This window comes from Nocardia higoensis NBRC 100133 (assembly GCF_000308595.1).
Lineage (GTDB): Bacteria > Actinomycetota > Actinomycetes > Mycobacteriales > Mycobacteriaceae > Nocardia > Nocardia higoensis.
This window is the reverse complement of sequence record NZ_BAGA01000180.1, coordinates 41,479-55,724: the sequence shown is the minus strand read 5'-3', so window position 1 is coordinate 55,724 and position 14,246 is coordinate 41,479. Positions and strand designations below refer to the sequence as shown.

General features: G+C 69.7%; 15 protein-coding genes. 3 read left to right on the top strand and 12 right to left on the bottom strand.

The genetic code is table 11. The features are described 5' to 3' along the window. The 12 genes from ON26_RS29345 to ON26_RS29285 form a co-directional block, all read right to left on the bottom strand. Window positions 1-1,249: hypothetical protein (locus ON26_RS29345; protein WP_157172062.1), on the bottom strand; the 1,249-nt coding region annotated here is incomplete at its 3' end. After that, window positions 1,243-2,040 carry a DUF8175 domain-containg protein gene (locus ON26_RS29340; RefSeq protein WP_040801215.1) on the bottom strand — a complete coding sequence of 266 codons (798 nt, stop codon included), beginning with the start codon at window positions 2,038-2,040 and terminating at the stop codon, window positions 1,243-1,245. The genes ON26_RS29345 and ON26_RS29340, both read right to left, overlap by 7 nt. A gap of 77 nt (window positions 2,041-2,117) precedes the next feature. Next, window positions 2,118-2,714 (bottom strand): DUF8175 domain-containg protein, encoded by a 597-nt coding sequence (locus ON26_RS29335; protein ID WP_040801213.1) that lies wholly within the window; start codon window positions 2,712-2,714, stop codon window positions 2,118-2,120. A gap of 11 nt (window positions 2,715-2,725) precedes the next feature. Beyond that, window positions 2,726-2,971 carry a hypothetical protein gene (locus ON26_RS29330; protein WP_040801212.1) on the bottom strand — a complete coding sequence of 82 codons (246 nt, stop codon included), beginning with the start codon at window positions 2,969-2,971 and terminating at the stop codon, window positions 2,726-2,728. Then, a complete protein-coding gene (locus ON26_RS29325; protein ID WP_040801209.1) occupies window positions 2,968-3,243 on the bottom strand; it encodes a hypothetical protein in 276 nt (91 codons plus the stop codon). The genes ON26_RS29330 and ON26_RS29325 overlap by 4 nt, the downstream gene beginning before the upstream one ends. Beyond that, window positions 3,240-4,055 carry a hypothetical protein gene (locus tag ON26_RS29320; RefSeq protein WP_040801207.1) on the bottom strand — a complete coding sequence of 272 codons (816 nt, stop codon included), beginning with the start codon at window positions 4,053-4,055 and terminating at the stop codon, window positions 3,240-3,242. Before ON26_RS29320 ends, ON26_RS29325 begins: the two co-directional genes overlap by 4 nt. Next, complete coding sequence (locus ON26_RS29315) at window positions 4,052-6,001, bottom strand: cutinase family protein (RefSeq protein ID WP_040801205.1); 1,950 nt, start codon at window positions 5,999-6,001, stop codon at window positions 4,052-4,054. Before ON26_RS29315 ends, ON26_RS29320 begins: the two co-directional genes overlap by 4 nt. After that, a complete protein-coding gene (locus tag ON26_RS29310) occupies window positions 5,998-6,678 on the bottom strand; it encodes a hypothetical protein (protein ID WP_040801203.1) in 681 nt (226 codons plus the stop codon). Before ON26_RS29310 ends, ON26_RS29315 begins: the two co-directional genes overlap by 4 nt. Window positions 6,679-6,691: 13 nt before the next feature. Then, complete coding sequence (locus ON26_RS33015) at window positions 6,692-7,405, bottom strand: DUF8176 domain-containing protein (RefSeq protein ID WP_157172061.1); 714 nt, start codon at window positions 7,403-7,405, stop codon at window positions 6,692-6,694. 44 nt (window positions 7,406-7,449) lie between these two features. Further along, complete coding sequence (locus ON26_RS31920) at window positions 7,450-8,592, bottom strand: hypothetical protein (protein ID WP_157172060.1); 1,143 nt, start codon at window positions 8,590-8,592, stop codon at window positions 7,450-7,452. Between the two features lie 65 nt (window positions 8,593-8,657). Further along, entirely contained in the window at window positions 8,658-10,535 is a 1,878-nt protein-coding gene (locus tag ON26_RS29290; protein ID WP_040801197.1) for a type IV secretory system conjugative DNA transfer family protein, read from the bottom strand. After that, the gene (locus tag ON26_RS29285) at window positions 10,532-11,026 is read right to left on the bottom strand and encodes a hypothetical protein (RefSeq protein WP_040801195.1); all 495 of its coding nucleotides are present in this window, start codon (window positions 11,024-11,026) and stop codon (window positions 10,532-10,534) included. The genes ON26_RS29290 and ON26_RS29285 overlap by 4 nt, the downstream gene beginning before the upstream one ends. A gap of 327 nt (window positions 11,027-11,353) precedes the next feature. Between ON26_RS29285 and ON26_RS29280 the strand changes: the two genes are divergently transcribed. The 3 genes from ON26_RS29280 to ON26_RS29270 all read left to right on the top strand — a co-directional run bounded on the left by ON26_RS29280 (window position 11,354) and on the right by ON26_RS29270 (window position 14,241). Continuing rightward, window positions 11,354-11,833 carry a helix-turn-helix domain-containing protein gene (locus tag ON26_RS29280; RefSeq protein WP_051027867.1) on the top strand — a complete coding sequence of 160 codons (480 nt, stop codon included), beginning with the start codon at window positions 11,354-11,356 and terminating at the stop codon, window positions 11,831-11,833. A 9-nt stretch (window positions 11,834-11,842) separates the two neighbouring features. Beyond that, entirely contained in the window at window positions 11,843-12,289 is a 447-nt protein-coding gene (locus ON26_RS29275) for a helix-turn-helix domain-containing protein (RefSeq protein ID WP_040801194.1), read from the top strand. Between the two features lie 515 nt (window positions 12,290-12,804). Further along, window positions 12,805-14,241 carry a cytochrome P450 gene (locus tag ON26_RS29270; RefSeq protein WP_051027865.1) on the top strand — a complete coding sequence of 479 codons (1,437 nt, stop codon included), beginning with the start codon at window positions 12,805-12,807 and terminating at the stop codon, window positions 14,239-14,241. Window positions 14,242-14,246 lie beyond the last annotated feature (5 nt).

Below are 14,246 nucleotides of genomic sequence, written 5' to 3'. Positions count from 1 at the left end.
CTGCACCGGCCGCACCGGCGGTCGCGGCCGCGCCCCGGCCCGCCATCCCGGCTGCGCCCGCCGCGCCTCGGCCTGCCGTGCCCAGCGCCGAACCCGCGGCTGAAAGCCCGGCACGGGTGTTGCGGATCGTGCCGCGCAGCATCGGGGTACCGGCATAGCTGACGTTCGTGCCGATCATCTGGACCAGGATCGGCAGCACGAACGCGGGCGCGACCAGCAGCATCACCGCCCACAGCACATCGCCGCCGGATTCGAGACTGCGGATCTGCATGAACGCCACACCGAAGCAGGCCGCGGCGATCGGCTTGAACAGCAGCGCCGCGACCGCGACGCGCAGCAGCGCGAAGAACACGGTCTTTCCGCTGGACACGACGCTGGTAGCGCCCGCGATCGGCAGCGCGAACGCCGCGTAGATGATCCAGAACTTCTGCAAGACCAGCTGAATCATCAGCTCGATGTAGGCCAGCAGCCCGAGCACGCACAGCGCGAACGCGATCACGTCCTCGACCTTCAACCGCTCATCGCGCCCGGCGAGGGCATCGGTGAGCTTGTCGACCACCTGCGTGGGCCCGTCCGGGCCCGCCGCTGACGTGAAGATCCACGTCGCGAGCGCATCACTGACCTGCGACAAGGCCAGCAGTGTCGGGGCCGCCATCGTAGCGGCGATGCCCCACCGCACCAGACCCGCGAACGCCTCGGGCGCGGCGTTGTCGCCAGAGAGCATCGCCCGCTGGTACAGCACGGCAATCACCGCGATCAGCAACCCGAGTCCGAGCCCGATCACCTGCAAATCGCTGGTCAGGTCCGTCATGCGCTGCACGGCATCCTGCGTGCCGGTCGCATCCACCGACACCGACATGAAAAGCTGGATCACGTACTTGGTGACCCACGTCCACCCAGACAGCACATAGTCGACAAGATCCGACCCGAACGCCCGCGCCGCGTCCGTCACCTGCTCTTTCACGGCCTTTCCCGGAGAGGGAAGGGGTGTGCAGACGTCGAACACCTCAAGCCCCCCGCAGCCGTCGTCGCCGCCATCGCTGGTTGCCGATTCACCGGAACTACTCGGTGCCGTCGCTGTTGGGCTGGAGGTGGGTGGCGTCGTCGGCGCTGTCGTTGTTGGGCTCGCCGCGGGCGGGGTCGTCGGCGTCGTAGTAGTTGGCGGTTGGGCTGCCGCCGGTGCTGCAAGCATCGCCAGGCCGATCGTCAGCGCGAGCAGCGCGGTGAAGAATCCGCGGCGGGTCACCATTGGGACCACCCGACCGGCTCGGCTGTGTACTGCGGCTCGCGAGGCATCTTCTTGCCGACCATCAGCACGTCGGCGGCTGTCTGCTCGGTGAGGTACCAGTCGCCTTCCTGCCACGTCACGGAGTAGTCGATGCTGTAGCCCTGGGATTCGCCCGGCAGGGGCGGCCACCAGAACTCAACCCGCGTAACGGTGTCCGACACCGGGTCGGCCTTCCACCGCGCGGGCCGGGTGAGCTTCTTCTGGCGAGGCAGGCAACCGGGGTCGTCCTTGAACTTCGATTCCTTCATCTCCGGGATCTGGGACACCAGGCGGTCGCGATCCGCGGGCGCGATGATCTGCGGTACCGCATCAGCGTTTCCAACCGTCCACCCGTAGTTGGCCATCTGATAGGCGGCCAGTGCGGCGCCGAGTGGAGTACGTGCGTAGCCGCCGTAAACGGTGTCGGCGCGCATCTTCGCGGGCCCGTCGGTGGTGCTGAACGGGAGTGCGTTGCAGCGGACGCGCTGCCACATCACCGGCCCATCCAGCCGGGCTCCGTCCTGGGGGAGAACTGTCCCGCGGATGTCGTGCGCTTGCTCGATGGTCTTGGGGGTGACGTTGGTGGCCGCTAGCAGTGGTTCGCCGAAATGCTGTGTGAACCAGGGCTGATCCTTCAACGGCTTTGCGACGGCGGGGGATAGGCCGGGCAGACCTGTGCCGTCACCGTCGTTGCGGCCGCATCCGGCGGCGGCGGTGAGCGTGACCGCGGCGGCCGCGACTGCGGCGCAGGCGGCGAGGATTTTGCGGTTCAATCTCGGCTCCTGGTGGTGGTGTGGGTGGAAGGTGCTGCCGCGCCAACTTCGTTGGCTTGCCTCGTGTTGAGTGCTGGTCAGGTCTGGGGGAGTGGTTCGATGTCGGCGGGTAGGCCGTCGGGGTATGCCTTGAGCACCGGACCGGCGTTCTTGTCGCCGGGGTCGGGCAGCTGGATCAGCCAGTTCTCACCGAGCCATACGAGGTTGCGGACAAGGCCGTTGATGGACTTGTCGGGCTGTTCAAAGAACAGCTCGAGGCGGGCGGCGTTGTCGGTGTACTTGAGGAACCGGAATCCCTTGATGCGCGGGAGTCGGGAGGGGTCGGGCTGGCCGGTGATGGAGATGCTGGCGCGGGCGGCCAGATAGGCGGTGAGGCCGTTGCCTACGGCGAAGTAGTCGCGGGTGACCGGGCCGAATCCGTCGTCGGGGGCGGTGTCGAGCAGCGTTTGGGAGTTGGCGGCGGCCATGACCGCGCCGTCCATCGTGTGGGGGTACTGGATGCGGTCACCGCGGCCGGGAGACGCGGGCGGCTCGATCGTGCCGTCGGTGATCCAGTCCGCGCCGCGGTAGCTGGTGATGGTGAGGGGTTTGCCGGTGTCGGCACCGCCGCCGCATCCGGCGACCGCGGCCGCGGCGATGAGCGCGGCCAGCAGCGCAACAAGTCGGGTACGCATCGGATGTCCTTTCAGCTGACCCAGTTGGCGATGTCGAATGTCATGGCCGCGATGGCGGCGGCAATGCAGATCACGAGCAGTTCGCGCCAGAAGTGGACGAACCCGGCCCCGCGCTGGTAGCGGACGATGGCGACGATGCCAGCGATGAACAGCGCGCCGAGGGCGAAATAGCCCGCGAGGGTGATGAGTTGGCCGCCCAGCTTCAGCAGGGGGTCGGTAACCTCCGGCGGAAGCTGGTCGGCCAGGACGGTGGTCATGAGCCCATCGCCCAGTTGATGATCTGGGCGCCCATCGCACCGGCACCGATGAACAGCAGCGTTCCGCCGAGGGTGGACAGGATCGATGAGTTCTTCATCGTCCACTTTTCGTAGATGAACACCGCGGCGCCGATGAGGAAGGCCGCCAGGCCGACCCAACCGGACACCGCCCACAGCAGGCCGAGGAACTTGTTTGCCAGTCCCTCGAACGGGCCGGGCTCGGCGGTGGGCTGGGACACGGCCAGGACGGCGGCGGTGATGTGGGCATTCATCGGGTCGTCTCCTTGTCTGCGATGGTGTGGAACACCCGCCGGTAGATGTCGTCCAGAACGGGCGGGACAGTGGCGGTTTCGGCGTTCTGTGGGGTCCACAGCCGCTCGTGCTCGTCGTCGCGCGGCATCCGCATCCGCGGATCGTGGGCGATGGTGTGGATCGGGATACCGGCCCGCTCGGCGGCGGCGATGAGTTCGCGCAGCGCGAGAGTGGGCCGGGGCTGGTCCTCGAGCAGCGCGATCGCGGCGATCTGCACGCGCCCGCCGACGGTGCGGCTGAGCGCGCCCGCCAGCTGGCGAGCCACGCGCACGCCTTCGGCGGTCTTGGAGGCGGTGAGCACCAGGTACGGGCTGTGTCCGGGCTCGGGCCGCCAGCGCATATCCCGCGGCACTTCTTCCGCGCACGCGCACCAGGCCGCCAGCGTCGTTGCCCCGCTGCCCGGCTCGGCCGCCATGATGTGGAACAGCGGCGGCACCTGCGCGTCGGTGGCCTCGTGCGCGGGGTCGGCGTCGTGGGCGGCCGAGCTGTCGCCGGTGGCCACGGTGAGGGTGGTCGTGTCGTCGCTGTCTGTGGTCAGCACCGGCGCGGTCTCGTCGTGCTCGGCCTGGGCGAGGTCGCGCAGCTCGACGCTCTCGCCGCGCTCGTGCGCCTCGGCGGCGAGCTGCGCGATCAGGCCGGTCTTGCCGACGCCGGACCCGGCGAACACCACGATTTTCGATGCGTCCGTGGTGTTCTCGCCGGTGTCGGTGCTGGCGGTCTCCTGCTGCTCGGCGTCGGTGTCGATGTCGGCGCTGCGGCGAATGATGCTCACTGCTTGCCCTCCTTGAGCGTGGCGGGGGTGGCGGCCAGCACGGGGGAGCCGATGCGCAGCAGGCGGCCGGGCGCGGTCGGTTCGTCGGCGGCGTCGGCTACCTTGGCGGCGATGCTGTCGCCGCCGGCTTCGGGCAGCCAGGCCACCGGCGTGGTGACCGCGGGTGCCGCGGTCTGGTCGGCGCCGGTCCCGATCGGGGCGGCGCTGCTGGTCAACCGCACGTCGCCGGGGGTCTCGGAGTGGGCGACGGCGCTGGTGTCGCGGCCGTCGTCGGCAACCGGGGCCCCGAGCGGGTTGGTGACGTTGCCGTCCTTGTCGCGGTCGTAGCGGACCGTGATCGGGTTGCTCGTCGGCTTCGCGCTGCTGGTGCTGGCCGCGCTGCTGGTGGCCGGGTTCTTCTTGGCCTGCTCGGCAGCGGCGGCCGCGTGCAGATCCCGGCCCGCGGCGATCACCCAATCCGCGGTGATCTCTACCGGGGTGCCGCCGTCGGCGGCGACCCGCGCGGTGCGGTAGCCGCCGTGGGTGGCCTGCTGGTTCCACAGCCGGGCGTCGAGCAGCAGCGCGGGAAGGTCGGCGTTGGCCTTCACCTCGTTGATGAGCAGGTCGAAAATGCTGCTGACCTTCTTCTCCGCCGACTGCGGCGGAATGATGTTGATCGCGGCCTTGGCAGCGTTGGAGGCCAGGTTGACCACCGGCGCGGTGAGTGCACCGCCCGCGCTGGCGGCACCGGCCGCGGCTCCGGCGCTGGCGGCGGCCGCCGCTGCGGCGGGCCCACCGACCAGGGCGGGGGCACCGGCACCGATCGCGCCCGTCGCGGCGCTGGTGGCGACTTGCACACCGGCGTTGATCAGGCTGCCGAGGGTCGCGGAGTTGAAGACCTGCCCGAGGAAGGTGGTCATGGACGACATCACCATCTGCCCCATCTTGAGCACCCCGACCAGCGGGTTTGCCTGGTTCTCGTTGCGTGGATCGGCGGCGGCCTCGAGGCGTTGGGAGATCGAGGCGCTGCCGTCGAAATACGCATCGGCCAGGTTTTTGCCCTTGACGTCGTTTTCCGCGAACGAGGCCAGCCCGCCGCCGATGGTGTTGGCGGTGGCGGCGGCCAGCGACCCGACCACACCGAACGGGTCGCGGCTGAAATCGAGGCTGGACTGTCCGGCGATGGCGAGACCTGTTCGAGCCAGGCTGATGCTCTTCGGCGCCGAGCAGGCCAGATCACCAGGCAGGCACCACTGCGCTACCCGGCCGTCCAGGGTGCCGAAGCTGGAGGCGATGTCGCGGGCTGGGCCGATGCCCTGTCCCTTGGCGATGGCCAGCATGTCGGGGAACCGCTTGGCCGACGGCTGCGCCTTCTTGTCGGTGCCCGGCCACGGGTCTGGGCCGACCTGTCCGGGCCTGCCCGGAAACAGCGGGGCGTCCGGCCCGCGGGTGGGATCGCCGAACGTGGCGACCAACGCGATATCGGCGGCGGTCACCGGCCCGGCCTTTCCCTGCCCGATCTGCTGGGCGAACATCGACACGACGTGTCCGCCCTGCGAGTAGCCGAGCAGCACCAACTTGGTGGAGCTGCACTGGTACAGCACCCGCGCGGCGACCTGCGCCAGGCGGTTGTAGCCGTCCATCACCGACGATTTGTAGGCGGTTTCGAGCCCCTGATAGCCGAAATCGGCCGGGTAGGGGATATAGGTCCGCTCCACTGTGAAGCCTTCGGCCTGCGCGGCGTTGAGCACCGGCAGCACCACCGCCGACAGCTCGCCGCTGTCGTCGTCGGTCGGGGCGTCCACGCGGGACTGACCGGTGCCCTGTACGGCCAGGACGTGGATGTCGGGGCATGTGCCGGTGGCGGTGTCCTCGGCGGCCGCGGTCGGCGCGGTGACGGTGAGCATCGCGGCCACGGCGGCGGAGATCCCGGAGACGGCGACGGCCCGCGTCGCAAACGCTCTCATTCCGCGCCCTCGCCCTCGCCCTGGTCGTCGGCCTCGACCAGCGAGCGCAGGTCGGCGTCCTTCCAGTCCTGGAATCCCGGTTCCTCGCACCAGGCCACCGCGGCGGGCGGATCGTTCGGGTCGTCGGCAATCTGGATGTCGAGCAGCAGCCGCCACGACGTGGCCTCGCGGATCAGCTGAGCGGTGTCGACGTGCGGATTGGTCAGGGTCAGCTCGAGCCGGGCCAGCTCGACCTTGGCCAGCTGTCGCGCCTGCCCGGCGAGGAAGATCGCCTTGTTCGCCGCTGAGGCGTCCGCGCTCACCTGGTCGCCGTTGCGGTAGTAGCGGTCGCGCTCGTGGAACGTGCCGTACCACAGCACCGTGCCCTCGCTGTCGCACACCGCGTAGGAGTCCACGTTGCCGTCACCGGCGGCCGACAGCCGGATCGCCGGAACCCCCTCGGCGGCGGCGGCGTTGAGTTCGGCGAGCCGCTGGCGGGTCACTTCCTCGCGGATGGCGTCGTAGTCGATGCCGATCGCCTTCCACTGCTTCTTGACCGCGGCGAACTTTCCGCCGGTCAGGTCGTGCTCCTTGGCCCACTGGTAGAGCTCGCCGTGGGTCTTCATGGCCTTCAACGCTGCTTCGTCGGCGCGGACGGTTTCGGCGACGGTGAGGCGGCGGGTCGATGTGCTGGTCATGGTCGTGGCCTTCCTATGCGGGTTTGTCTTCGATGCGGACGACTCGATATCCGTCCTCACCGGGGGCGACGGTGATGACCATCAGCCAGGTCACCGGGGCCGCGGTCGCGGACGGCTGGTAGCGAACAGAGGTTTCAAACCTGTGGGGATCAGGGGTCGGGGTGATCGACACGCACCACGGCGCATCTGCGGGAATCGTGGCGATGCCGTCGGCCACCTGGGCGGGTCCGGGAACGCCGGGCCCGCTGTCGGTGACCTCCATGACCGCCGCGGGGTCGCGGCGGGCGAAATAGCGGTACTCGTACTCAGCGATCGCGCCTTCTCCGGTGGACAGATCCCCGCCGGTGTTGGTGACCAGCGCGGGCCCGACCCTGCCGGGTGTGCAGAACGGCGGCGCGGCCGCCGAGGTGGTGTCGTCGGACTCCGCGGCCGCCGACGGCGCGGCCGCCGCGGTCGTCACGATCCGGTAGGGGCGGTCGGGGTCGGTCGCGGGCCGATTCGACACGGCGACCAGGGCCCCGACCATGACCGCGACCGCAGCGGCGGCCCCGGCCAGCACAGGAACGGGCACCCGGCGCCCGGTGCGGGCGCTCCCCGTTGCCTGCCCACCCGCCGGGGAGGCCGGCGACTTGCGCCAGCCTCCGCGACGGCGGGCATCGGTGGTGACGGGCGCGGGAACCGCGGCGTCATCGAGCCATCGCCGCCAGCGCTCGGAATCGGAAGCCACCGACAACCCCTCCTTTCGATCTCGACTGGTGATCTGGTGTGCGATCAGGCGTGCGGTGCGAACGCCGTCAGCAGGTCGTTCACCGCGTCATGGGCTGCCTGAGCTGCGATGTCGGTTTGCTGCTGCGCCCACGTGGCGGTCTCATCGATGGCCGCGTGCAAGTCGAACTGGCCCGGATCGGGCACAACCGGGCCCGGCAGCGGCGTGGCCTGCACAGCAGGCGGGGCAGGTGCCGGGTCGACGGGCTCGGCGGGCTGCTCCGGCGCCGGTGCAGGCAGCGGCGGCAGCGGATCGGTGGGCATCTCCGGGTTGCCGGGCCCACCCGACAGCGCCGCACCCGTCACACCGCCGATCACACCGCCAGCGGCACCGCCGACGATGCCGCCGACCGCAGCGCCACCGATGCCGCCGATCGCGGCACCGGCGGCCGCGCCGATCGCGGTACCGGCGACGCCGGAGGTGACCGTGCCGATGCCGGGCACCGGCACCAACGTGCCCAGACCGGCGCCGACGATGCCGCCGACCGTGCCACCGGCCAGGCCGCCGACGACCGCGGCGGGCACACCGACGGCAATCGCACCGGCGGTGCCGCCGATCAGCGCACCAGCCGCCGCGCCGGTCGTGGTCCCGGCCGCCGTGCGGGCCGCCTGGTCCGGCGGCATCCCGTTCGCGGTGTAGATCCCGTCCACAACGGAATTGCCGTAGTCCAGCCAGCCGTTCGCCCACTCGGCCACGTCCTTGGGCACGAAATCGGGACGGGGAATGGTGGATTCGCCCGAGCCGAGGACATCGGGCGGGGTCGGTTCCAAGACCTGCGGTTCCCACCCTTCGCGCGGTGCCGGAGTGACCGGCGCGGGCGCGGGAGCGGCCGACTCACCACCGCCGCCACCGGAGTTGCCGCCGCCGTAGTTGCCGCCGCCGCCGTAGTTGCCGCCACCGCCGTAGTTGTTGCTGGTGCCGGGGTCGGCCTGCGGCCGCCACACGGTGGCGGGCGGGGCCTTCGGCAGCGAGGACACGCCGGGCGTCGCGGGCTCGGGCGCCGGGGTCGGCGTCGGCGTCGACTGCGGCGACGGGCTGGTCCTGGGAACCTGCGGGCTTGGAGTCACCGGGTCCGCGGTGGCGACACCGGCGGCCACGGCCACCGAGCAGGCCGCCGCGACTGTGACGGTCCCAATCCTCTTGTACATGTGCCTGAATTCCTTTCTGAGCAGCCGAAACTGCGCCTATGGGGGTCTGTGAACCGGGGGAATGGTCAGATGGTTCGGAACGCCATGAACCTCGCGGCCGCGCCCTCGTGGACGAGGTAGAACAGACCGGTGTGCAGCTGGCGGACCTGCTGCGGGCTGATGGCGAACGTGTTTTGCGCGCGAGCCGAATTGATGCCGTGCCCGTACGGGTCGCCTGCGGCTTCCAGCTGCCAGCGGGTACCGGCGGACTCGGCCACGGTGTCGGGCAGCGCGGAGCGACCCAGCACCACCGCGGTTCCCGCGCCGAGCATTCGGCGCTGCATTTGCGCATCGAGGCTGAACGACTCGACGGTCTGACCGGCCAGGATGAGGCCGACATCGGCGGCGCGGGCGGTCTCGAAGATCCGGACCGCTTCGTCGGCGGCGTCGGTATCGGGGTCGACCATCTGCGGGAACTCGTCAATGGTCACCGCGAGCGGATGAGCGTTGATCCCGTTCGCGCTCTGCTCGGACCGCTGCGCCAGCAGCTCGCGCAGATCGCGCAGCATCAGGTTCGCCAACAGCCGCTCGGCCGGGCGGACCGGCACCAGGGAGACGATGGTCGCCGAACCCTCCGGCAGCTTCGTAAACGACCACCCTTCGCCGGTTTTCGGCAGCAGGCGGCGCAGCGGGGCGAACATGGCGTCGACGTCCTGGGCCACGCTTTTGGCGTCGGTGTCGCCGTGGCGGTCTTCCTCGGTGATCGGCCCGGCCAGCTGAGCGCCGAGATGCCGCACCGGGTCGGCCAGGCGCTCGGTCAGCTCATCGAGGGACCGCACCAGCGGTTTGGTGCCGCGCCCGTCGATCACGATGTCGAGCACGCGCCGCATCCGCTTGGTGTAGTAGTCGGTGCTGGTCGTCTTCGGCGCGATGAACATCAGGCGGTCGAGCAGCTCGTCACGGCCGCAGTCGAAGAAGTCCCACCCGCCGCGCTCGACCCTCACCATCTGCTCGGCACCGATGTAGTCGCGCTGGGCGCGGGCGTCGGCGGCGAATCGTTCGGCGTCGGCGGCAATGCCTTTCAGGTCGATCAGGACCGTGGTCATGCCCATGCGGTTCTGGGCGGCGTGGAATCCGGCCAACAGCTCGGTCTTGCCGACACCGGACCCGGCGAACACCTGAATACGCTGCTGACCGGCCGTTTCGGGCACCAGCACCAGATCGCAGTCCTTGGCGGTGAACTGGGCCGATCGGCGGCGGTCGGTCTGCGAGTCGTCGGACATGAGGATGCCGATGCCGTAGCGCACGGACTTGCCCACCTCGACCGGTACCGGCGCGGTCATCACCTTGGTCGGGTCGATCACCGACAACCCGACCGTGTCTTCGTTGAGGGAGACACCCACCGACCGGGCCACCATTTCGTCGTCGGCACTGGTCATCGCCTCGATCGACTGGGCGTTGACCAGAACGTCACCGGCGCGGCCTTCCAGCAGCTCGCGGCGCAGCAGGCGACGCCCGGCCAGGAACGCCCCCGGCGCCCCGGCCGCGCCCGCCACCAGCGAAATCACCGCGCTCGGCAGAACCGCCGACAGGCCACCGGACCCGCTGAGCAGCCGCACCGCCGCCACAGCCGCCCCGGCGACCACGGCGGCCGCCACCCCGGCAACGACGATGAGCAACGGGACTTCCGGCACCACCAAACGCCACGGGCCGCGCTGCGAACGCCCACGACGCCGCCCGATGGGCCGGTCTGCCGCGTGCAGCCACAGCCAGAACCTACGATGCTTCGACACCGCGTAGCCGCGGTGCCCGATCGCGAATCCCACCGCCAGCGGCACCACACCCGGCGACACCGCCGCCAGCGTCACCACTCCGAGCGCCGCCGCGGCGACCCCGGCCAGCGGCTCGCCGCCGCCCTTGCCGCCCTGGTTCGACCCAGCGGCCGCCGTCAACGGGTTGGTCATGCCTGGACCTCCAGTCGACCGAACCCGTTGAGCACCGCGTCATCGCAGAACTGCTGATAGGCGCGCTGCACGTAGACCGTCACCGCCGACGGATCGGTCAGATACGCCGCGCGCACCAGCCGCCACACCCACCAGGCGACGTGCGTGCCGCCGTGCTGAATCAACGTGCTCTCGACCCGGTGCACCAGATCGCACGGGGCCGAACCGATCTCGGCATACATCAGGGCGTCGATCTCCCACCCCGGCACCGCGCGGTCCTCGTCGGCCACCTCGAGGCGATCCTCGATCTCGAACACCGCCGCCCGCACCGTCGGCTGATACCGGCGCACCCGCGGCGACGGAATCAGCATTCGCGCGGTCACCGGCTGCTGACCGAGGAACCGGGCAGACAGATCCGGCCGCCCGACCGCCGCACACGCCGCCGCCGGCAGGGCCCTCAGCACCCAATCCACCGAATGATGCGGCGACACATCGACCACCGCGGCAGTCATGCCCGCACCCCGCGAAGTAGGTACGCTGTGGCCAATCGATCTACCCTGAACATGCAGAACCTTCCTCCCTAGTTGGATCTCTGCGCCGACCTCCATCCGCGGTTGCAGCCGCCGGAGGTCAATCCCCTCCGCCTTCCCCTGGGTTGCAGCCCGGGGGAAGGCTTGTCTTCACCTGGTGCGCGTCGCTCTCAACTCCCTCTCACCTGCGGCGGATCGGCATCCGATTGATTCGACCCAATTAGAATACTGGTATTTAATACCCAGAGAGTCAAGTCGGATAGGAGTTGATGCATCGTGGCGTTTCATGGACGGACGTTCGGAGCACGCGTGAGCCGCAGCGTGCTGCGCGGTTTCGACGCCGCGCGCTTCGAGAGGGCGCGAATCGACGCCGGACTGTCCCGTGGGACGCTCGCGCAACTGGCTGGCATCCGGTCCGACGAGACCGTGCGCCGATGGGAGACAGGACTGAGCAATCCCCAGGTCGATGTGCTGCGTCGCGCCCTGGGCGCTTTGAACACCGCCCTTGCCCACACGGGGAACCCCCCGGTTCGCCCCGAGGACGTGATTCGCGTTGCCGAACCCGAGCGGCAGCTGAGCGACTGGCGCTGCCTCCGGTTGCTCACACAGCCCGAACTCGCCGCCCGCGCAGGTCTTCCCACCACCTCGTTGACCAAGATCGAGGCCCATGAGCGACCGCTGTCCGACGACGCTGCACAGCGGCTGAGCCGCGCGCTCGACCTTCCCGAGAGCGTGATTCGGGCAGCCTACGACCGCGCAGCGATCAGCGACCCCGCCGACCTTCGCTGATCCGCGAGGATGAGTCGAACCTTCCTGGCCGGGTTCGACCCGGCCGCGCTGAAACTCATCCGCGAACGGAAGGGGCTCACCGTCGGTGACCTGGCCCGGATGAGCGGCATGGGCATCTCCACGCTGCATCACTGGGAGAGCGGCCGAAGGCTGCCGTCGGTCCCGGCGCTCCGTCGCGTGGCGGCCGAGCTCGGGGTGGATTTGAGCGAGCTGATCGTGGTCCCGCCGGATGAGCGGATGCTCAGCTACTACCGGAACGTGAACGGGTATACCCAGCCGGAACTTGCCGCCGAGGTCGGCATGAAGACCTCCACCCTGTCGGCTGTCGAGCGGGCCGAGATCCCGCTGTCCGATGAGGTTGCCGACCGGCTCTCGCGCGTGCTCGGTGTCGCGCCGGAGCTGCTGCGGGCGGGGTGGAATCGTGCGCGGACGCGCCCACCGGGGACGCGGGCATGACGTGCGCGCTGCCGCGTGCCGCGCCGCCGTCGCGCCGGTGTTGTTCGTGCCCATCGGATTCCCTCGCCTGCTGGTCGGTACAGCTCATCGACGGCTCCCGGCGCGGGTGCGCCTGCCTCGGGTGAGCTATTCGATTGCCAGCTAGGGGAATGGGCCGCCCAGCGTGCGCCTAGCAAATCACGCGAATGAGTTTCTTCGCAATTCACTGGGAGGAACCACAGAAACATGAATAGGGTCCGCTATTCGCGCCAAAACAGACCGATAGTATCGAAATAGGCGAGTACCCCAACACGTCGTTCGGTCCCAGCATCGCTGCTGGGCATCGGTTCCGGAAGCTGGTGAACTGCGGAAACAGCGGGTCTGTCTGCCGAAACACAATAGCCGAGAAATCGTGATGCGCATCACATACGGCCGTGGTTGGCGTTCTGTGCATTCTCCCGCACACCTTTCGGTGACGTGTCCTGCATTTGCGGGCCTGCTTGGCAATCGCGCCGCGTTCCGTGTTGAGTTGAGTCATGGAGTCGTCAAGTCCCGCATTGCCAAGTCGCGCATTACCGTTGGAGAACCTGCCGTACCCGCCGGGGCGGCTGCCGGTGATCGGTGATGTGGCCAGCGTGGATCGGCGGCGGCCCACGCAGCACGAAATGATGCTGGCGCACGAGCGGGGCATGGGCCCGATCTTCCAACGCAAGTTGCTGAACCGCCGTCTGATCGTCGTGTCCGGTGCCCACCTGGCCGCGCAGTGCGGCGATGAAACCGCCTGGGCGCGGGCCTTGCTCGGGCCGCTCGCGCAGCTGCGGCCGCTCGCCCCGCACGGCATGTTCACCGCGAGTTCGAAAGATCCGCTGTGGGGGCAGGCACGACGCATCCTGACCCCGGCGTTCACGCAAGCAGCGATGCGGGCCTACCACGACGCCATGCAGTCGGTCGCCGACGACATCGTGACCGAGTGGACCGCCCGCGGTGGCCGCGTCGATGTGCATTCGAGCATGACCCGCGCGACCCTCGAGGTGATCGCGCGGGCTGGCTTCGGCCGCGACCTGGGCCTTTTCGGCGATTCCACCGCCGCCGGGCCGTCGCACCAGTTCGTCGATGCCCTTGCCCGTACGCTGCAATGGGCATCGGAATCGACCAACGACGTGCCGATCATCGGCCACGTCCGCAGCATCACCCGCGCCCCGCGAGTTCGCCGCGACTTCGCCACCCTGCGCGGATACGTCGATGCCCTGATCGCTGACCGCACCCGCGACAGCGTGGAGTCCTCGGATCTGCTGGGCCTGATGCTGACCGCGACCGATCCGGAGACCGGCGCCCGGCTCCCGGCCGACAACGTGGCCGACCAGACGCTCACGTTCCTGATTGCCGGACACGAGACCACCGCGGCGCTGCTGGAAGTCGCGTTGTACTACCTGGCGGCCAACCCGGCCTATCAGGAACGCATACGCGCCGAGATCCCCGCCGACGCCGCCGCGCTCGACTACGACACCGTGGTCCGGGCCCGCTTCACCCGCCAGCTGCTCAACGAAGCACTGCGCATGTGGCCGCCGGCGCCGGGCTACTTCCGCGTGGCGCGCACCGACCAGAACTTGGGCGGCTACCACATCCCGGCCGGTCGGGCCGTGTTCGTCCTCGCCCTGGCCGCCCACCGCGATCCGGACGTGTGGGGACCCACCGCCGCCACCTTCGACCCCGACCGGTTCGACACCGCCGCGCTGCGGGCCTGGCCCGACCGGTTCTTCCAGCCCTGGGGCACCGGCCCGCGCTCGTGCATCGGGCGGGCCTTCGCCCTGCACGAGGCCACCCTGATGCTCGCCCGCCTGGTCCACGCCTTCGACCTGCACACCGACCCGGCGTCGGCGCTGCGTCTGCGCGAGCGCGGCACCCTACGGCCCGAGCCCTACGAACTCACCGCCCGCGGCCGCCGATCGGCCGCGAAACCCCGAGGGAGGTAACCCGA